Raw genomic sequence first — 17557 nt, 5'->3', positions numbered from 1 at the left:
GGGTTGTGTTTTCTTTGCAGCCAAACTACACACTCGATGTGCATCGTGATAAAGTTGGAAGGATTGAAGGTCGTACATCGTGACATAAAACCAGATAACATAATCTGTGGCGATGGTGGCGAATATTATCTAATTGATTTCGGGATTACTAGACAGTTAAATCGGGCATTTTAACGATGATGCAAGTTTAAAAGCGGTAATTAAGCTGCAAAAAAGGACCGTTCAGGCTTATTTTCGCATACTCATCTTTGGAGCCTGACTTTGCGGTTACATAGCGGTATCCGGCTATAAAATCAGCTTTTTTCGAGAAGTTTCTTTTAACGCCAACTTCAGATGCATACGAATACTTGTTACCACTGGTAACTGACGCAGCTATTTCACCATAATAAGATGTTGGGGTTAGAGCACCTATTTCATAACGTGCGCCAACAATAGGGGCAAAGGACTTGAATGTTTTCTCAGCATTTTTTCCTGGGGCTTCCATTTTGCTTTTAATTTTCGAATTACTAACACCAAATAACCAGGAGAAATTACGCTCGCTTTTAGCATTATATGTAGGCAGCCACTTAACAGCAATATAGGTAAATTCGGTTGTCGCTTTTACACGATCAGCAGGATTGTAAGAGATACCGTCAAAGGTATAGCCGGCACCCGGATTTTTTGTGCCGTCAAAAGAAAAATCGTCATAATCGAACTGAAGCTTGCCTTCTTCGCCAAAAATGAGGCCAACTGACAGTAAGTTTTTATTTTCAATCCCCAAATTATCTTTAAAATCTAACGCTGTCCCTTTTTGGACCTTTCCATCCAACGAGGGAAACCAGCTACGAACGGATAAGCCGTAATCGGCTGCATAGGCAGCCTGGGCAGAGATCAAGCATAAACCAAATACTAACGATAACGCAGCAGCTTTTAAAGATTTCATCTACACCACTCCTAAACCATACGTTTTAACAAGAAGGGTAATATTCACAAACAAATTGAAATTTGTTTTCGCGCGTCATGGCCAACACTGGCTGCAGCGAGGGTCAGCCCGAATTTTTAAAGCAGGCTACAGTCCGAAACTTACTCCCGCCAATGACTTACAGTATTTTTATTTTCCGGGCGGTGGTCGTAATAAACGGCTTTTCAAAAGCGTGGATATGAAGCTTGAATAATTTCGTGCGCTAAGTTGTTAATTTCTTCCCACGACAAAGATGTATCCCAGACAACCGGTATGGTTTGAATCGCTCGATGAATACGTCGCAAGTTTATCCCTCCTTTCTATGCCATATATTCCTATTGGCTAAGCCACAGCCAATAGGAATATATGGCATAGCTGTTCTAAAAGCTTCCAGTATTCAAGTCTAGAAATTCCAGTACAATGACTGTACTTTTGGTACTGAGAAAAGAAAAAAATACATCTATTCGAGACGATTTTATTGGGACTGATTTTCGTCTAGGCATCATCCGAAGTATTCGTCTTCAGAATGCTTCTGCATAATAGGTCTGCAATTTATGCATATAATCAACGCATTCCCCCGTCGTCAAGCTCAATAATACGATCGGCCATATTTAGAATCCGATAGTCGTGCGTAACCAGAAGTATAGTGGCGCCTTGTTCGCGGGCAAGGCGTTGAAGTATATGAACAGCCTCTTGACCATTTACTTTATCTAATGATGCGGTTGGTTCATCAGCGAGTATCAGCTTAGGATTTGCAACAAGTGCCCTGGCGATGGATACACGTTGTTTTTGACCACCGGATAATTTTGCGGGTTTATAATGAAGACGATCTCCAAGCCCAACTGCAGATAAAATCTCTGTTCCCAGGCACTTTCTTCTTTCCATGTTGTAGCCTTCGCGCAACTCAAGTGACATGCATACATTTTCAAGGGCGGATAAACTTTCAAGCAGATTGTGATTTTGAAAAATATATCCTATGTTTAGGCGAGTTTGGTTGTAAATTTCTTCCCCGAAGCCAATCAATTCCTGTCCCAAAACTTGAACTGAGCCTTCACCTGCTGCGCGGAGAGCACCGATAATAGTAAGCAAAGTGGTCTTTCCCGAGCCGGAAGGGCCTGTCAGTATAACAATTTCCCCCATCTTGATCTGAAGGTTCACGTCTTTAAGCACCTGGTTTTTCAGTTCGCCGCTACCAAAACTGAAGTTCAAATCCTGCACTTTAATTATCGTATCCATCAAAACATATCCGCCGGATTAGCTGAACGCATTTTTTGCATAGCAATTGCCCCCGCAAACACGCACATCACGAGTATCATAAGAAACACGTTTATCACCTTGGTTAGCGGCATCGGCATGGGGATAAACGTAAACGATTCAGCGACATTATAGAGACCCAGAGAAAGCAGGAATCCGGGGATGAATCCAAGGATCGCCAAAATTAAAGACGAACTGAAAACGACCAGCAGCAGATAACGATTTGAATAGCCCATTGCCTTTAAGGTGGCAAACTCCTTTAAGTGATTGGTAATATCCGTAAAGAGAATTTGGTATACGATTACCAGCCCAACGACTAATCCCATGATCGTACCAAAGCCGAAAATAAATCCAAGCGGTGCACTACTCTGCCAATATTGATATTCGAAATCAATAAATTCCTTGTCCGTAAAAACATGAACATTATCACTAAGAAGGAGACGCAGGTCTTGCTGTAATTGACCAATATTAGTATTTGCTTTTACCCGGATAACGCCGACATCAATCTGAGACGGATGTCGGCTTGGAAAAATCCGAAAAAAGTTCTGGTCACTTGTAATTAAATTGCCGTCAGCCGCGAACGATGTTCCGATACGCACTGTACCAATTACCTCCATCTTACGGTCGTTGATTTCTGTTACCACCGGACCTTGCTTCAACAATACAGCAATATCACCAAACTCCGGCCGGGACGACTCATCAAACACAGCCGTATCCCGTCTTGTCAGCGCGGCCCGGAATTGCTCAATATCTGTGAGGCTTAGGACAGTCTCAGTGGGTTCACTACCCCATACCATAAGGGTGCGATTTACCTTGGTTTCCGGATTCTTAAACTGAGCCTCGCCAATATAAACAGGAACAACTGAATCAACGTAAGGGCTTGCTAATACCCGTTGAAGTTCAGTTCGGGGAAAAGCAGCTGTCGCCGACAACGCTTGGCTCTGTTTATGGACTAAAAACAGTTCCCCTCGAAACCGTTTGGCGATTATTGTTGAACTTTCGTTCAGCGAATCCATAAATCCTAGTTGCATAAACACCAACACGCAGGCAAACATTACTCCAAGAGTGGCAGCTGCAAGCTTGGCCCGCCCGTGAGTCAATTGTCGCCAAGCCAGGTGCGTCGCAAAATAAAACTGCCTGCTTAGCATCATATCAGCCTCACATCAACTTGCATGTATATCAAATGACGAAGTGACTCAATAGCTGCAGAATCTAGCGTAATACGAACTTCCACAACTCTATTATCTTTATCAGCCAGCGGGTCAGTGTCATTTATGTCGTTCTTTCGGATCAGAAACCCGATATCCCGTACCTCACCAATAAATGGCTCCCGCAATCCTGCGACCTTGACTTCGGCTTTTTGACCAATCTTTACTCGCGTTATGTCTCTCTCATAGACTTCGGCTACGACATCGAGCCGCGTCAAATCCGCTATTTCAACAACACCGGAACTCCCGACAAGCTCTCCTGGCCTAGCTTTTACAGCGAGTATCGTACCGTCCAGCGGACTTAAAAGCTTGCCTTGCGATAGTTCTTTTTGCGAAAAATCCAAATCGGCACTGCCAGAGGCCATCTCCGCCCTAAGAGCAGCTACTGTAGCCTGGGACTGGTGCAAATTGCGCTCTGCTTCATCAAAGCGAGACTGTGAGATTGCTCCTACTTTCCAAAGTTCATTCATTCTTTTGTACTCACTTAGTAGATATGATTCTGTAGATTGTTCTGCTTGAATTTTAGCGGCAATCAGGCGAACCTTGGCCATAGCGGACGCATATTTGGCTTGCCGCCGATCAAAATCACTAAATACCGCAATGACATCTTCCTTGCGTACAGCTTGCCCCTCTTTCACCAGAATTTCTTCTACCCGGGCACCATCACCATCGTAGGAAACAACAACAACGCGGGAACGTGGCTCCACCCGTCCAAGAGCACCAATTCCAGATAGTCGCCTGGCTTGATCCAAAACTTCTTCGGACGTGTCTCGACGTACCGTAGTCTTTGATTTTTCTTGCCCGCTCAGCAGCCAATAAGCTGCTATAGTCAGAACGAGTAGGGCTATTGCTGCCCAAGCGATTTTTTTGTTATATTTCATCGGTCGACTCCTCAATTGTTCTTTCCAAATCGGTCACGCAATTTTACTGGTTTTTTGTTATCTTCAAATTCATCATACAGGGTCATCATGAATCGCCGCTAAAGAAAGTATAAATTTCTGTAAAGCAGATCTAAAAAATAATGAAAAAATTGCATTTACTGTGGTGAGGAAGGCAAAAAAAGGGCTGATGGATATAAAATCCTCAGCCCAAAACGTAAAAATTATCTTCATTCCGGAGCGATATCCCTTTGGCAACACCGCCCGTTCAAATCAACGGAATCGTGAACCTGATTCCCAAGCCTCCGTATTGGGAATGAAAAGCGCTGATTTGACCGCCGTGGTGTTCAATAATGGATTTGCAGCTTGCCAGGCCAAGTCCGGTACCCCCGCTCTTATTTTCCCTGGACTTATCGACGGTAAAGAATTTCTGAAACAAGGAATCCAGGTCCTGGGCCGGCACTCCCACCCCGTTATCCTCCACTTGAAAATGGGCATAATCTCCCTCCTGATAAACGCTCAGGTAGATATGGAGTTCTTTCCTTTCTCCATATCTTAGGATGTTGCTGAACAGATTCCCAAAAACCCGGCGGATCATAGGCTTGTTAATCATTACAACCTGATTGGCGCTGAAGGAATGACTCGAAGTCAGCCGATAATCAAACCCGGACAATTCGGTTTCATATTCCGCCACAATGCTTTCAAACAGTTTCAGAACCTGCACAGGTTGCTTATCGATTGCCTCCAATTTAAGCTCATCCCTGGTAAAAGCTGAAAAATAATTTATCAAATCCACCATGTGCTTTGATTTCTTTAGAATCAGCTCATAATATTCCTGTTTGTCGCTCTCCGAAAGATCTTTTTGCAGGGTCAACAATTCCACAAAGCCGTTAATGGTCGTCAGGGGAGTTTTTAGATCGTGAGCAATCGCCGCAATCATATCGACCTGTTCCCTGTGCGCCTGATGAAGCCTTGCTTGCATTTCGTTAAAATAATGATACAGTTCCCCGATCTCATCCTTCCTTTTCAAATATAAGGAGGTAAATGAATGCCCGATATTTACCCTTTTTAACCGGGTATTCAGTATCTGAATCGGCCTGGTGATGCTGAAATGAAAATATACTGCCAGAACAACAAAGATGGCAGCTATCAAAAACAGCATCAACCAAAGGAACAACATGAGTTGCTCTCTTGAATTTTGTTCCCACTGGAGAACCCTTTCAATCTCTAAAAAATACACTAAGTGGTTCTGGGATGTTTTTACGGGTAACCAGAAATTCTTTAATGCTTTATCGTCATAATCGTCGTACGGTTTCAAATAGGATAAAAGCACCGCAGATGCGTCGTGATTATATAGTTTCAAGGAAACATTTTGAGAGTTGGAAATCTGCCTCAGATAAGCAGCGATTCCTTGCTGATCAGGATATAACGCAGCCACACGATCGGCTATTATTTTATTGTCAGCGGCATAATCTTTATAACCTGGAAATAATTTATCCATGGTGTATACTCTAATAGCCACAAGCAAAAACACCAGTGTTACCAGCATCAATAAAAACAGCAAAGGCAGTTTAATTTTGAGCTTCAATTCTCCAGTTATCCTTCCGTATATTTGTAGCCGACACCCCAGATCGTTTTAATCAAATCATACTCCGAGCCGAGCTTTTTGCGAATATTTTTGATATGCACGGTGACGGTGTTTAGTTCACCGTATTCGTCTCCCCAAACATTTTCATAAATTTGTTCCCGGGTTAAGACCATATTGGGATGGTTCTTCAGAAAAGCCAAAATCAAAAATTCCTTGGTTGACAAATCAAGCTTTTGCCGGTTTAAAAAAGCTTCAAAAGTCTGCTCATTTAAAACCAACGGCGACATAGATGCCGATCCGTTGCTGTCAGCATCTTTCCTGCATTCGTTCCACTCCTCATACAAACGGTCCACCTTTCGGAAATGCGCCTTGATCCGGCTGGTCAACTCTTGAATGCTAAAAGGTTTGGTCATGTAATCATCGGCGCCGATTTCCAGTCCGATAATCTTATCAATGTCCCGGTCCCGCGCGCTCAAAAATAAAATCGGGATATTATAGTCAGTGCGGATGTTGCGGCAAACTTCCAACCCGTCCATTTCCGGCATCATGATATCCAGCACCACAAAATCAACGGGAGTTGCTATAAGTATTGCCAGGGCCTCTTTCCCTGAACAAGCCGTCATGACTTCAAATTGTTCGTATTTTAAACTTTTGGTGATCAATTTGATAATGTCCGGATCATCATCAACTACCAAAATAGTTTTTCCCATGAGAACTTCACCCGCTTTATTGCCTTTTTTCTATTATAACAAGAACATGTAAAGAGAGTATAAATAATTCTAAAAAATCATGAAGGTACATTAATGGTATAATGAAAATGGAACTCTTTTTTTTGAGTCGGTCCTTAATCATATCCGGAAGATCTTTTATAATATCAGAAATGGCTGTGAACATTTATAAAATGCGACAGGGACGGCCCCTGTCGCATTACGCAATTTTATTATCATTTGCGCATCGTACTTGTACTACCTAGCATCTCTGACATATCAGTTCTAAACCTATTCGTACAATAATTGTATCTTTGGTACTAATAAAAGAAAAAAATCACATCGATTCGAGAAGAATTTTATTGGGCCTGATTTCGTTTAGGCTTCATCCGAAATATTCGTCTTCATAAGGCTCCTACATAATATGTCTGCAATTTTATGCATAGAATCAACGAAAGATACAGAATTGTTTAGGTAAAAACTCTGATCCATCAACTCTTTCACAGTACCATCAAAAATTATCCTTAGTATAGTCAAATCAAGAGAGTCAATAGAACGAAAATATCCAGCCTCAATACCTTGTGTTATTAAAGATTCAACGATTTCCCATTTTTCGGTCCGGGACTGTTGAATTTTGTTCCATTCCTCCGGAAAATGACGCTTCAAGTCAAACATAAATTCCATACTTACATCCATGGGGGGATGAGCCAATAATAATGCCTTTAATTTCTCAGGCACATTCAAAGTATTATTATTAAGTATGTCCTTCCTCTGTTGGCGCAGGCTTCCCAAGGCCAGGTCCACTATAGCTCCTATCACCTCTTCTTTCGATTTAAATTGTGCATACAAGGTACTTTTGCTAATTGACAGGCGTTTTACGAGGTCACTCATTGTAAACTTTATACCAAACTTGTTTATATCTTCTATTGCCGCTGCGATAATTTGATTACGCAAACGGATCACCATCCTTTGTTAAAGCATCAGTACAAAAAATGTATTTTCGTTACTATGGTAACCGGCTTTTCCTTCCACGTCAATATCTAACAATAACCAGAGTAAAAGTTTTCTTTATATGTAAATATTTGATATTTTTTCTTTACTCCTAAAGTAAGATCCTGCCATAATAAACTATATGGCAGGATCAGCTAATATCTAACCATTTATTGTTGTATTCCATTAAATGTTACTTTAATGAACATGGCACCACTGTCATGCTCACTTGGTTGACTGATTCAGACGAGTTCAGCATTTCAAGCATCTGAATAAGTATATCAAGCTATACCGGAAGGTGTTTAGTACTGATTTTTAAAAAAAGATGCCCCGAAGTAATACTTCTTCGGGGCATCTTTTTTTATTTAGCATTCTGGTGAACTGCTCCGTTAGCTTTAGCTTCTTCTGCTATCGCTTGCTCGCCATGTTTAATAGCTTCTCTAATAATAGAGCCAACTTCACCCGTAGTAACGTCATCTCAATGAGATGTTTCTAAATAACCTTTTTAAGGCCCGGTCTCATATTATCTGCTTATTCATGGATACCCAAAGTAAACAGTTGACCACTTTCACCTAATCGATTATTCCGGGCATCATCAAGTAAGTTGCACAATAATTTCAATTCTGTTTTCCCGTGCTCAATGGCACTGACAATGATGTAAAGAGCGCTCCTGGGGACAAACGGGACCATATTCGCGTATTCCTTTTGCATCAGCACTAGATTTGATTCCAGTTTTTCAATTCTGTTTTCCAGCATTTCTGCTATTCGAGACTGATTTCCATGATAAACAAACGCTAAACCGGCATGTAATGGATTATAGACTTTATCATGGTTTAAAAACTGTTCCAATAATAATTTATGAAATTCTTCTACGCCTGCTTCTGTAATACGATAAATTGTCTTATAGGGATGTGAACCGTCTTTCACAACGTCGACAACTTCGGTCAGACCATTTTTTGTTAATTGTTCTACTGCATAATATAAGGATCCTTTTTGTAGTTTAATATATCTTGACATATTTCGCTTGACCATAATCTGCTGCATGTCATAAGGATGCTTTTGACCTTCCATCAAGATACCCAGAACAATTAGTTTCATTGACATGCTTCGTTGGCCTCCTTGCGTGCTTCTATAGGAACTTGCGCAACGGTCATCTTAGAATTACCCATTAACATAATGCATGCTGCAGCCAAAAGTATAAAAATAAGTGCCCAGAAAAATATATGAACAACCGATTCCGTCAACACAGTTAACATGATACTCAAAATCTCCGGAGGCAGGTTCAGCCGTGTCTCCGGCTGTAAAATCGTGCGGATTTCATTAAATCGACTTAAGTGAGAAAAGCCTGGAGGCACAAGGTTAGCCAATTTTTCCTGCATCTCCATGTTTTGAGCGCTGCCTAACAACGTAAGTCCAATTGTCATACCGATAATTCGAAAGAAAACAACCAACAAATTGGCTGAACCGCGTTGACGAATGTCCAATCCATGAATAGCGGCTGTAGTCAACACAGGAAATGAGATGCCAATACCCAATCCGGCAATCGACATATATGCGGCAACTATGAATATAGGTGTGGTCGCCTTTAACGTACTAAGCAAATATATCCCGCTGAATAATACGCTCGCCGATAGCAGCATAAGATTGCGATAGGATTGAGTTCGTAAGGAAAATCCTCCGACCTGGCTTCCGATCACAGAACTTAGCATCATGGGCATAAGTATCATTCCGGCATTGGTTGCCGAACCGCCAAATGTACCAAGCGCATATATGGGAATATATACGATTGGCAGAATAAATACACAGCCATAGAAAAAACCAGCAGCCTGAGTAGCCAAAAACAGCTTGTTTTTAAACATATCCAACGGAATGATCGGTGACGAAACCTTCCGCTCTATGGCAATAAATACAATACAGGATACAGTAGATAAAACCAGTAATCCTAAAATGAGTGCAGAATCCCATGGGAATTTTTTCCCTCCCAGTTCAAGCACAAACAACAAACCGACAAGTGAAATAACCATACATAAGGCTCCCCACCAGTCAACTTTTTGTTTTCTATGTTCAAAAGACTCAAAATAAAATTTATATATGAGAATCATAGAACCTATTCCCAAAGGCAAGTTAATATAAAAAATCCACCGCCAGTTTATATAATCGGCAAAAAGAGCTCCAATGAAAGGACCCAAAATACTTGACAAACCAAACACTGCACCAAACAATGCGGACATTTTACCACGCTGTTCTGACGGGAAAATATCAAAAATAATAGTAAAGGCAATAGGCATGATCGAACCGCCCCCGAGTCCCTGAATGGCGCGATAAATACTAAGCTGCAACATGTTTTGGGCCGTTCCGCACAGAAGGGAACCAATGATAAATAAGCTCAACCCGGTAATATAGAAAAGCTTTCGTCCATACATATCGGATAACCGACCAAAAATCAGCATGCTGGGAACGCTGGCTATCAGATAAGCCGAAGTTACCCAAATAATCTGATCCAGTCCGCCTAAATCCGCAACGACTTTGCCTATTGCCGTGGCTACTATGGTATTATCCATAGAGGTCATTAATATTCCTAATAATAATCCTCCAATCACAGACTTTCGAGTGTCATCATGAGTCATAAAATATTCCCCGTTTATAGTCAAGAACGGGAGCGTAATGAGTCCGGTATCCAGCCACCCAGCAGGCCCAATTAATATTATTTTGCATTTCCCATAACCAACAATTTTATCTAATGTTGTAAAAAACATAGACCATCAATAGATAAGTGCAACAAAAAAACCGAAGCCTTAATCAAAGACTTCGGTTTTTTTATTATTTAGCATTCTGATGTACTTGCCCATTCACTTTCGCTTCTTCAGCGATTGCCTGCTCACCACGTTTAATAGCTTCTCTAACCATAGAGCCAACTTCACCTGTAGTAACGTCATCCCAATTTCCGTCCTCAACTTTTTCACCAAAACCAAGATCGTGCGCTAATTTATATTTTGTTTCTTCCGACATAACTTTTCCCATATCAAGCCACCTCCAAATTTATTTTAGGAAGCCTATGTATAGTATTGCCGTTATGCCAAAAGCTATTCTGTTAAAAAAGGGGATTCTGTTACATCCCAGTAAAATGTTCCAGTTAACCTCTTCTTGTTGGCGAAATCTGCACATCCGCTAATAACAAAAACCAGCTCAAAGCTGGATATTTTTTACTGTTTTCGTCGTTCCCTCAGAACATCATAAAACATTTTCTTTTCTATAAGTTTCTTCTGGATATTGGTTTTTTCCGCCTCAACCGCAGTTTGCAACTCTTCTTCCAACTTGGCGATCTCTTTACGCAATTCCATTTCCGGCGGGAGAGAACCGGAATTTCCCAGAGCCAAAAATGCTGCCCGCTGTTCCGGAGGAACAAACCTGAGATCGATAAGCTGCTGGGGTTTACCCTGGCCGGGCAAATTATCAAACGCGCCCTGTTTCATAGCCCTTTTGATATTCTGCTCTATGATCCTGCTGATCCCATCATTCATCTTTCAGATGCTCCCTTAAAACCTTTAGCATCATAACACCCATAAGTTAAACTGGCACGGTAGTTTGTTTTCTGAGTACGCCTTCATAGTGTCTTCCTATTGTATAGGAAGTATAAATGTAAAATTATGTGATATAAGGAGATGACAGAGTGAAAAAAAACTGGTTAAGCAACCAGCTATTTCACTTGGCGCACCGGAAGCGCCGCTACTGTCTTCTGCATTGGCTGCCGGAAGATCCCTCGTGGGGATCTTCTCATGCTATCCGGCTTGTTGTCAACGCTTCTTGCTCCCGGTTAAACGGGTTATTTCATAAGAAACAACTCTACGTGGTTTCGTTAAATAATCTAAACAGCCAAAAGCAGCCTGTAACGTCTTAATAAGCAGTTACAACCTTAACGCCCTTTTGCAGCATGGCAATCCCTTTGGCGCCCAGAACCTCAACAGCCTTCTCGACATCCTGCTCGGTTACCTGGGCTGCCAGCCCCTCGCAGGATGCGCTGAGTTCACGCGGGACAGGCACCAGCTCTGCCAGGATTCCTTGTTCTTTGAGTATCTTTTTTGCCCGGAATGCATGATAGACGGACGGAAATGTAATTACGCAACTGCTCATATTCTGACCCTTTCACATATATGGATGGATATAATCACTGTTTGGATATGTTAATAGTATATTCGCCGTTAGCCTCAGAACAATCGACACGGAAGTTCTGGGACTGGGCATATTTAATGATATTTTCCTTGGCAGGCGGTTCATCAACCAGTACGGTTACTGACGCCATTTCCTGCAGAGCGTCCCTGGCTTTAATGAGTGGTATCGGGCAGCTCAGGCCCCTTACATCCAGAACATTCGCCATGTTTTGATCAAACTCCTTTACTTAGCGGGATTAGTTTTTCCCGGCACATATAGCCAAGACCTGCAACCAGGACAATGCCAATAATCACGGCAAATTGCCCGTTTACCCCGACACCGGCGGCTGATCCGGCCGCACTTAGGTTATGGGCCAAACCGGCGCCGGCCAGCATGCCTAACACAGTAATCATGGCATCTGTACTGCCTTCACCGGCCATGATAAGCTGACGCAGCGGGCAGCCGCCAGCCAGGGTAGCAGCCAAACCGGTCAGGAATAAGCCGAGGAAATTCCACACATGCATGGTATGAGCCAGCGGCTGATTCTCAAATCCCAGTTTAAAGAAACCGAAGTAAAGGTTGCCTGCCAGCGCCGCCAAAAACATAACACCGTAAATTTTAAGCAGTGATGTGTCACCCACAAGCATAAAATCGCGGAAGCCGCCGCTTAGGCACATACGGGTACGCCAGGCTAAACCGCCTGCGGCCAAGCCGGCAACCAGACTGGCTATAACCGGAGCATGCATCGCTCCTGGTCCTTTGTCGCTAAAGTTCAAAAATCCGGCGCCGGTACTGACAGCAATTAAAAGAATAAGTGCGACAACAGCAGCCAGATAGCCGCCATATTTTACGCCACCGGCATAGACATGGGCACGGCCCAGGTTAAAACCGCGTTTTAAGAAGAGTACACCGGCGCCAATTCCGGCAATAAAACCGGCAAGTGCCGTAAGTCCGTTCAGGTCACCGCCGGCTACCCGCAAAATAGCCCGCAGCGGACAGCCCAGAAATGCCAGGGCGCCGATCATCATAGCCATCCCCAGCACAAACCGCATCACCGGACTGGAGCCGCCCCGTGGCCTAAACTCACCGCTAATCTTCGCCAGGCCAAAAGCGCCAAGCACAAATCCGAGAATTTCCGGCCGGGCATATTGCAGCGTGGCTACCGTATGAATCCCTAATGCACCCGCAATATCCCGCAGTTGACAAGCTGCGCAGAAACCATAGTTTCCCGGGTTCCCCAGCTTAACCAGCAGGACGGCCCCCAAACCGAATACTAAACCGGTTACAATGATCAAACCATTCACTCCATCACCTCATACAAAATATTTTGAATACATACATAAATATTATATATCTGTATTATTTTTCCTGCTTTTAAAACTTGTAAGAGGAAAATATATCTGCTAACACGAATTGAAATAGCTAATATGCAATAAATATTCCTGAGGTGACAACATGTCTTATATTCAATCACTAACCGTCTTTCTCCAGGTTGCTGAAGAAGGAAGCTTTTCAGCGGCAGCAAAAAAACTCGACCTGACACAGCCGACCGTCTCTTTTCATATTGACAACCTCGAAAAAAACTTTGGATGCCCGCTTTTTACCCGGACATCCAAAGGCGTTTCTTTAACAATATACGGTGAAAAATTATATGAAACAACCCGGACCATAAATGGCCTGATTGCCAATACTCATAATGAAATCCAGGCCATGACCCAGGGAACGGCCGGCCGGATACTGCTTGGCGCAAGTACAATTCCGGCTGACTATATCTTGCCGCCGCTATTGGCCGGTTTTCTGCTGGAACACCGGAACCTCTCAATCTCCCTGGTAACCGGCGACAGTAATACCATTCTGGATAAGTTTCACAAGGGTGAAATCCCTGTTGCCATTGTCGGCGTAAAGCCGGAAGACAGTCTTGTGAGCCAACCGCTTTGGTCGGATAATCTGGTCCTGGTTGCCCACCCCGATTATCAAGCCCTGGCCCCGGTTACGCCAACCGGGGAGTGGCTGCTTTCCTTACCCTTTGTTTTGCGCAAGAAATCGTCAGGGACCGCCATTTCCGCGCTGGAAGCATTGACGCGGTTAGGAATTGCCCCGGACAAACTCCGGGTTGTCCTCGAAGCCGGCAGCAATCAAACAGTCAAAGCAGCGATTATGAGCAAAATCGGTGTTGGTTTCATCTCAGCCTGGGCTGTTGAAAACGAACTTGCCGAAGGCAAACTCATTTCCTTACCCTTACCCGGTCCGGTCATTAAACGGCAATTCTACGCCGTCAGCCGCCAGCCGCTCCGGCCAGCATGCCTGGAACTTTTCTGGCAGTATCTCATCAATCAGCCAATTATATAAAGAAAACACGACTTGCGCCGAGCCTCTGGCGAAAGCGGAAGTCGATGTTGCCCTTATCCAGGCGAAAGTTATACTTTCTATCAGGATAAGAAAAGACTTGGCTTGTGCCAAGTCCTTCAGGACGACCGAATTGCTATGCCATCCATGGCGCAATCGGCACTAGCGCCATCCGGGCGCGTCGCGGCAGAAGCCTTAGTTAGTCGTTCTTACTTATTATCAGAAAGGGGATATACTTTCTGATAATGTAAAGCAAACACGGCCTCAGCCGAGCCTTTGGCGAAAGTGGAAGCCGATGTTGCCCTACTTTGTATCAGAAAAATAAACCAATCTGCAGGTGGGTTTAAGTCCCATCTGCAGAAGCAACCCATACCTGATTGCGTCCTGAGTGTTTAGCTTCATAAAGGGCAGCATCGGCACGGGCTATCAATTCCGCCGGCTTTGCTGCGGGCTTCACCCGGCCGCCGGCTACGCCGACACTCACTGTTACATGATCAGCTACCTGCGAAGCAGCATGTGGTATATGGCATTTTTCCACAGCCACACGTATCTCTTCGGCCAGCTTCTGCCCGCCAGCTACACCTGTTCCCGGTAAAACAATAACAAATTCCTCTCCGCCATAACGCGCCAGTAGATCTGCCGGGCGCTTCAACACCCGGCCCGCGGTAGCCGCAATAACTTTTAAACAATCATCACCTTCCTGATGCCCGTATGTATCGTTATAAGCTTTAAAAAAGTCTATGTCCAGAAAAAGTATCGAGAGCTCGTAACCCTCCCTGGCGGCCCGACGCCATTCGACATCGTAAACCTGGTCAAAATGCCGCCGATTCGCAATGCCGGTCAACCCGTCAAGCGAAGACAGGCGGTGTAATTCTTTATTAGCGCTTTCCAACTCTTCAAGTACCTTTACCAGTTCGGCTTCCCGCGCTTTGCGCTGGTCTATCTCATACTTGATTCTTAGCGCCGAATGAACCCGGGCTTTTAACTCGAGCTGGTTAACCGGCTTGCTGATAAAATCAGTGGCGCCGGCGGCGAAAGCCTTATCGAGCGTTTCGGCGTCATTACTGGCAGTAATTACAATAACCGGCACGTCGACAAAACACTTGTGGGACTTTAGCAGCCAACAGGCTTCTATTCCATCTACCCCCGGCATAACAACGTCCATAAGCACTAAATCAACGTTTTTGACTATACAGGCAGGTTGATCAAGCCCCAGCAGCGCGAAAGCGTCAGTAGCCGATTCGGCTGTGAGAATATCACTAAACCCGTTTTTCTCCAGGATACGTTTTAACAGTTCCTGGCTTTCCACCGAATCATCAACAATCAGAATAGACATTTGTACCTCCCAGCTGCTATTCATAGCGGATTTCAATGAGTTCGAGATACTCCTTAAGCCTGTGAGCCAGTTCCCTGGCTTTGTTACCGTCTTTAATTTTGGCCGCCTGCTCAATAGCGGCCCCCAGCATAGTTATCCGTTCAAAACCATAACCGCCGCCTATTCCTTTTAGCGTATGGCCGACTATTCTGATACTCTCGTAATCTTCGTTATCCGCCGCCGTTTGTATAGACTTTATATCTGTCTGCCGCTTATTGATAAAGCCCGGAATCAGATCCCTAAGGTCGCTGTCAATAACTACCGTTTCTTTATTCATATTGTCTGCCTCCTGGCATATTGTTCTATTGCATTTAAAAGCACCTTTTTCCTGATTGGCTTGGCAAGGTACGCGTCGCAGCCAGAGTCTTGCATTTTGGCCGTATCTTCATGCTGTGCATACGCAGTCAGGGCAACAATGGGGGTATGACCGAGCCCGTGCTGCCATTCCCATTCCCGGATAGCCTGCGTGGCCTGATATCCATCCATTACCGGCATCTGCATATCCATCAGTATGAGATCATACCGGTTTTGACGAACCTTTTGCACAGCCATTTCCCCGTTTTCCACCATATCCAGTTGATATGCGGTTTTCTTAAGAAAGGATTCCACCAGCAGTTGATTATCTTCTGAATCCTCCACTAGCAAAATATGTAGTGCCGGCCCGGATACCGGGACAGGCAATGGCAGCTTGGGCACAAGTTCTGTGCTCGCCTCTTCAGTGCCGCTTTCCAATGAAGTCGCAGCACACTGGCTGTCACCAGGGCCAAACAGCACAGTGAAATAGAAGCTGCTGCCTTTTTCAACAGTGCTTTCCACCCAGATGCGCCCTCCCATAAGCTCTGTCAGATGCCGGGAGATAGCCAGCCCCAGACCGGTACCGCCATAGCGGCGCGTATTTGAGGAGTCAACCTGCGTAAAGCGTTCAAAGATATGTTCCAGCATATCCTGCGGAATGCCAATCCCCGTATCTCGTACCGTAAAGAGGAGCTCTACAAGGCCGTCTTCTCTCGTACCGGTTTGTCTGATTTCCAGGGCTACTTCCCCGGTATCGGTAAACTTTACGGCATTATCCAGCAGGTTAATGATTACTTGCCGCAGCCGTACCGGATCGCCAATCAGATTGACAGGTGTTCCCGGCGCTATTGACTGGGTAAGCCGGATACTTTTTACCTGGGATTTGATCAGTAACAGTTCACAGGATTTTTCTATCACTTCCGGTAAGGAAAAACGCGTTCTTTCTAAAGGCAACTGCCCGGCCTCCACTTTAGACAAATCAAGAATATCATTGATGAGGTTAAGCAGGTTTTCTCCCGCTGCCGCTGATATGCGCACATGTTTCTCCTGCTCCGGTGTAAGCTGTGTCTCCGCCAGCAACTCCCCCATTCCGAGGATAACGTTAAGGGGAGTACGAATTTCATGGCTCATGTTTGCCAAGAACTGTGATTTGGCAAGCGATGCTTCCAGAGCAGCATCCCGCGCCTCGGTAAGCGCTTTGTTGGCAAAATACAGAGTTTCTGTTTTTGTGTCGATATTTTCCGCCATATAATTGAAGAGTTTGCACAGATCCCTGATTTCAATAACCGAAGTTTCAATAAGCTCCGGCCGGATACGATAGCTGTAATCGCCGGCCCGCACAGCAGCCGCGCCGGCAAACAAGTGTTTAAGCGGAGTTTCCAGACTGCTGGCCAATACCATGGTGAGCGGCAATGAAACAGCTAACAAAATAACAAAACATAAAAGCAGAATATGTATTTGGCTATAAAAAGGATACAGTCCGTAATAAGTAAAAACCAGCATCAGGCATGTACTTGGTAAAAGCACCAGCATTACTCCCCAAAACCGGAGCTGGGCCTTAAGAGTTTTAATATGCAGCCAGTGATTAACTAATACAAACCAACGTTCCAAAAGCTTCATTTTCCACCTCCGCTTGCTGATATTTCCTTTTTTCGCCATTCCTGGCATTTGCTCCTCCTGCTGAATAAAGATATTTCTAAGGATATACAATAAGAACGTTGTTTACTGGCGAAAACGCGTCCTCCCCAAAAACGGGGAGTTTCTTTTTTCCCGGATTAGCAGTCAAAAACCAATTATAATCTTTACCAGAACATACGTTCTGGTATAT

The 17557-nt window shown here is 44.2% G+C and carries 19 protein-coding genes; 2 read left to right on the top strand and 17 right to left on the bottom strand.

What is annotated here, in order from left to right; all coding sequences use genetic code 11:
• Nucleotides 1–187: 187 nt before the first annotated feature.
• The 11 genes from SATMO3_RS12675 to SATMO3_RS12625 form a co-directional block, all read right to left on the bottom strand.
• A complete protein-coding gene (locus SATMO3_RS12675; RefSeq protein WP_371381151.1) occupies nucleotides 188–922 on the bottom strand; it encodes a hypothetical protein in 735 nt (244 codons plus the stop codon).
• A gap of 582 nt (nucleotides 923–1504) precedes the next feature.
• Nucleotides 1505–2176 (bottom strand): ATP-binding cassette domain-containing protein, encoded by a 672-nt coding sequence (locus SATMO3_RS12670; protein WP_371381710.1) that lies wholly within the window; start codon nucleotides 2174–2176, stop codon nucleotides 1505–1507.
• Nucleotides 2176–3345, bottom strand: coding sequence for an ABC transporter permease DevC (devC, locus tag SATMO3_RS12665; RefSeq protein ID WP_371381150.1), 1170 nt, complete (start codon nucleotides 3343–3345; stop codon nucleotides 2176–2178). Before devC ends, SATMO3_RS12670 begins: the two co-directional genes overlap by 1 nt.
• A complete protein-coding gene (locus tag SATMO3_RS12660; protein WP_371381149.1) occupies nucleotides 3342–4283 on the bottom strand; it encodes an HlyD family efflux transporter periplasmic adaptor subunit in 942 nt (313 codons plus the stop codon). The genes devC and SATMO3_RS12660 overlap by 4 nt, the downstream gene beginning before the upstream one ends.
• 265 nt (nucleotides 4284–4548) lie before the next feature.
• Entirely contained in the window at nucleotides 4549–5868 is a 1320-nt protein-coding gene (locus SATMO3_RS12655) for an ATP-binding protein (protein WP_371381148.1), read from the bottom strand.
• An 8-nt stretch (nucleotides 5869–5876) separates the two neighbouring features.
• On the bottom strand, nucleotides 5877–6578 hold the full coding sequence (locus SATMO3_RS12650; protein WP_371381147.1) for a response regulator transcription factor: 702 nt from the start codon (nucleotides 6576–6578) through the stop codon (nucleotides 5877–5879).
• A 375-nt stretch (nucleotides 6579–6953) separates the two neighbouring features.
• Nucleotides 6954–7529, bottom strand: a complete 576-nt coding sequence (locus tag SATMO3_RS12645) for a TetR/AcrR family transcriptional regulator (protein ID WP_371381146.1) — start codon at nucleotides 7527–7529, stop codon at nucleotides 6954–6956.
• A gap of 567 nt (nucleotides 7530–8096) precedes the next feature.
• Nucleotides 8097–8669: a PadR family transcriptional regulator gene (locus SATMO3_RS12640; protein WP_371381145.1), complete on the bottom strand. Its 573-nt coding sequence runs from the start codon at nucleotides 8667–8669 to the stop codon at nucleotides 8097–8099.
• A complete protein-coding gene (locus SATMO3_RS12635; RefSeq protein ID WP_371381144.1) occupies nucleotides 8660–10192 on the bottom strand; it encodes an MDR family MFS transporter in 1533 nt (510 codons plus the stop codon). Before SATMO3_RS12635 ends, SATMO3_RS12640 begins: the two co-directional genes overlap by 10 nt.
• Before the next feature lie 193 nt (nucleotides 10193–10385).
• Entirely contained in the window at nucleotides 10386–10586 is a 201-nt protein-coding gene (locus SATMO3_RS12630) for a small, acid-soluble spore protein, alpha/beta type (protein WP_371381143.1), read from the bottom strand.
• Nucleotides 10587–10768: 182 nt separating this feature from the next.
• On the bottom strand, nucleotides 10769–11086 hold the full coding sequence (locus tag SATMO3_RS12625) for a DnaJ family domain-containing protein (protein ID WP_371381142.1): 318 nt from the start codon (nucleotides 11084–11086) through the stop codon (nucleotides 10769–10771).
• A gap of 149 nt (nucleotides 11087–11235) precedes the next feature.
• Between SATMO3_RS12625 and SATMO3_RS12620 the strand changes: the two genes are divergently transcribed.
• On the top strand, nucleotides 11236–11463 hold the full coding sequence (locus tag SATMO3_RS12620) for a hypothetical protein (RefSeq protein ID WP_371381141.1): 228 nt from the start codon (nucleotides 11236–11238) through the stop codon (nucleotides 11461–11463).
• On the opposite strand, the gene SATMO3_RS12615 is transcribed toward SATMO3_RS12620, so the two are convergent.
• From SATMO3_RS12615 to yedE, 3 genes are read right to left on the bottom strand one after another with little or no spacing between them, the layout of a single operon-like run.
• Nucleotides 11460–11696, bottom strand: a complete 237-nt coding sequence (locus SATMO3_RS12615; protein WP_371381140.1) for a DUF3343 domain-containing protein — start codon at nucleotides 11694–11696, stop codon at nucleotides 11460–11462. The two genes, SATMO3_RS12620 and SATMO3_RS12615, sit on opposite strands and share 4 nt — an antisense overlap.
• A gap of 34 nt (nucleotides 11697–11730) precedes the next feature.
• A complete protein-coding gene (locus SATMO3_RS12610; protein ID WP_371381139.1) occupies nucleotides 11731–11940 on the bottom strand; it encodes a sulfurtransferase TusA family protein in 210 nt (69 codons plus the stop codon).
• Nucleotides 11941–11947: 7 nt separating this feature from the next.
• Entirely contained in the window at nucleotides 11948–13018 is a 1071-nt protein-coding gene (gene yedE / locus SATMO3_RS12605; protein ID WP_371381138.1) for a YedE family putative selenium transporter, read from the bottom strand.
• Between the two features lie 151 nt (nucleotides 13019–13169).
• Here yedE and SATMO3_RS12600 point away from each other — a divergent pair, with 151 nt between their 5' ends.
• The gene (locus SATMO3_RS12600) at nucleotides 13170–14063 is read left to right on the top strand and encodes a LysR substrate-binding domain-containing protein (protein WP_371381137.1); all 894 of its coding nucleotides are present in this window, start codon (nucleotides 13170–13172) and stop codon (nucleotides 14061–14063) included.
• Nucleotides 14064–14403: 340 nt separating this feature from the next.
• Here SATMO3_RS12600 and SATMO3_RS12595 read toward each other — a convergent pair whose 3' ends face one another.
• From SATMO3_RS12595 to SATMO3_RS12585, 3 genes are read right to left on the bottom strand one after another with little or no spacing between them, the layout of a single operon-like run.
• A complete protein-coding gene (locus SATMO3_RS12595; protein ID WP_371381136.1) occupies nucleotides 14404–15396 on the bottom strand; it encodes a diguanylate cyclase in 993 nt (330 codons plus the stop codon).
• 16 nt (nucleotides 15397–15412) lie between these two features.
• Nucleotides 15413–15712 carry an Hpt domain-containing protein gene (locus SATMO3_RS12590; RefSeq protein WP_371381135.1) on the bottom strand — a complete coding sequence of 100 codons (300 nt, stop codon included), beginning with the start codon at nucleotides 15710–15712 and terminating at the stop codon, nucleotides 15413–15415.
• A complete protein-coding gene (locus tag SATMO3_RS12585; RefSeq protein WP_371381134.1) occupies nucleotides 15709–17388 on the bottom strand; it encodes an ATP-binding protein in 1680 nt (559 codons plus the stop codon). The genes SATMO3_RS12590 and SATMO3_RS12585 overlap by 4 nt, the downstream gene beginning before the upstream one ends.
• Between the last annotated feature and the right edge of the window lie 169 nt (nucleotides 17389–17557).

The organism is Sporomusa aerivorans, assembly GCF_041428895.1.
Taxonomy (GTDB): Bacteria; Bacillota; Negativicutes; order Sporomusales; family Sporomusaceae; genus Sporomusa; species Sporomusa aerivorans.
The sequence above is the reverse complement of the archived record's forward strand: the minus strand, read 5'-3'. Positions and strand labels throughout refer to the sequence as shown.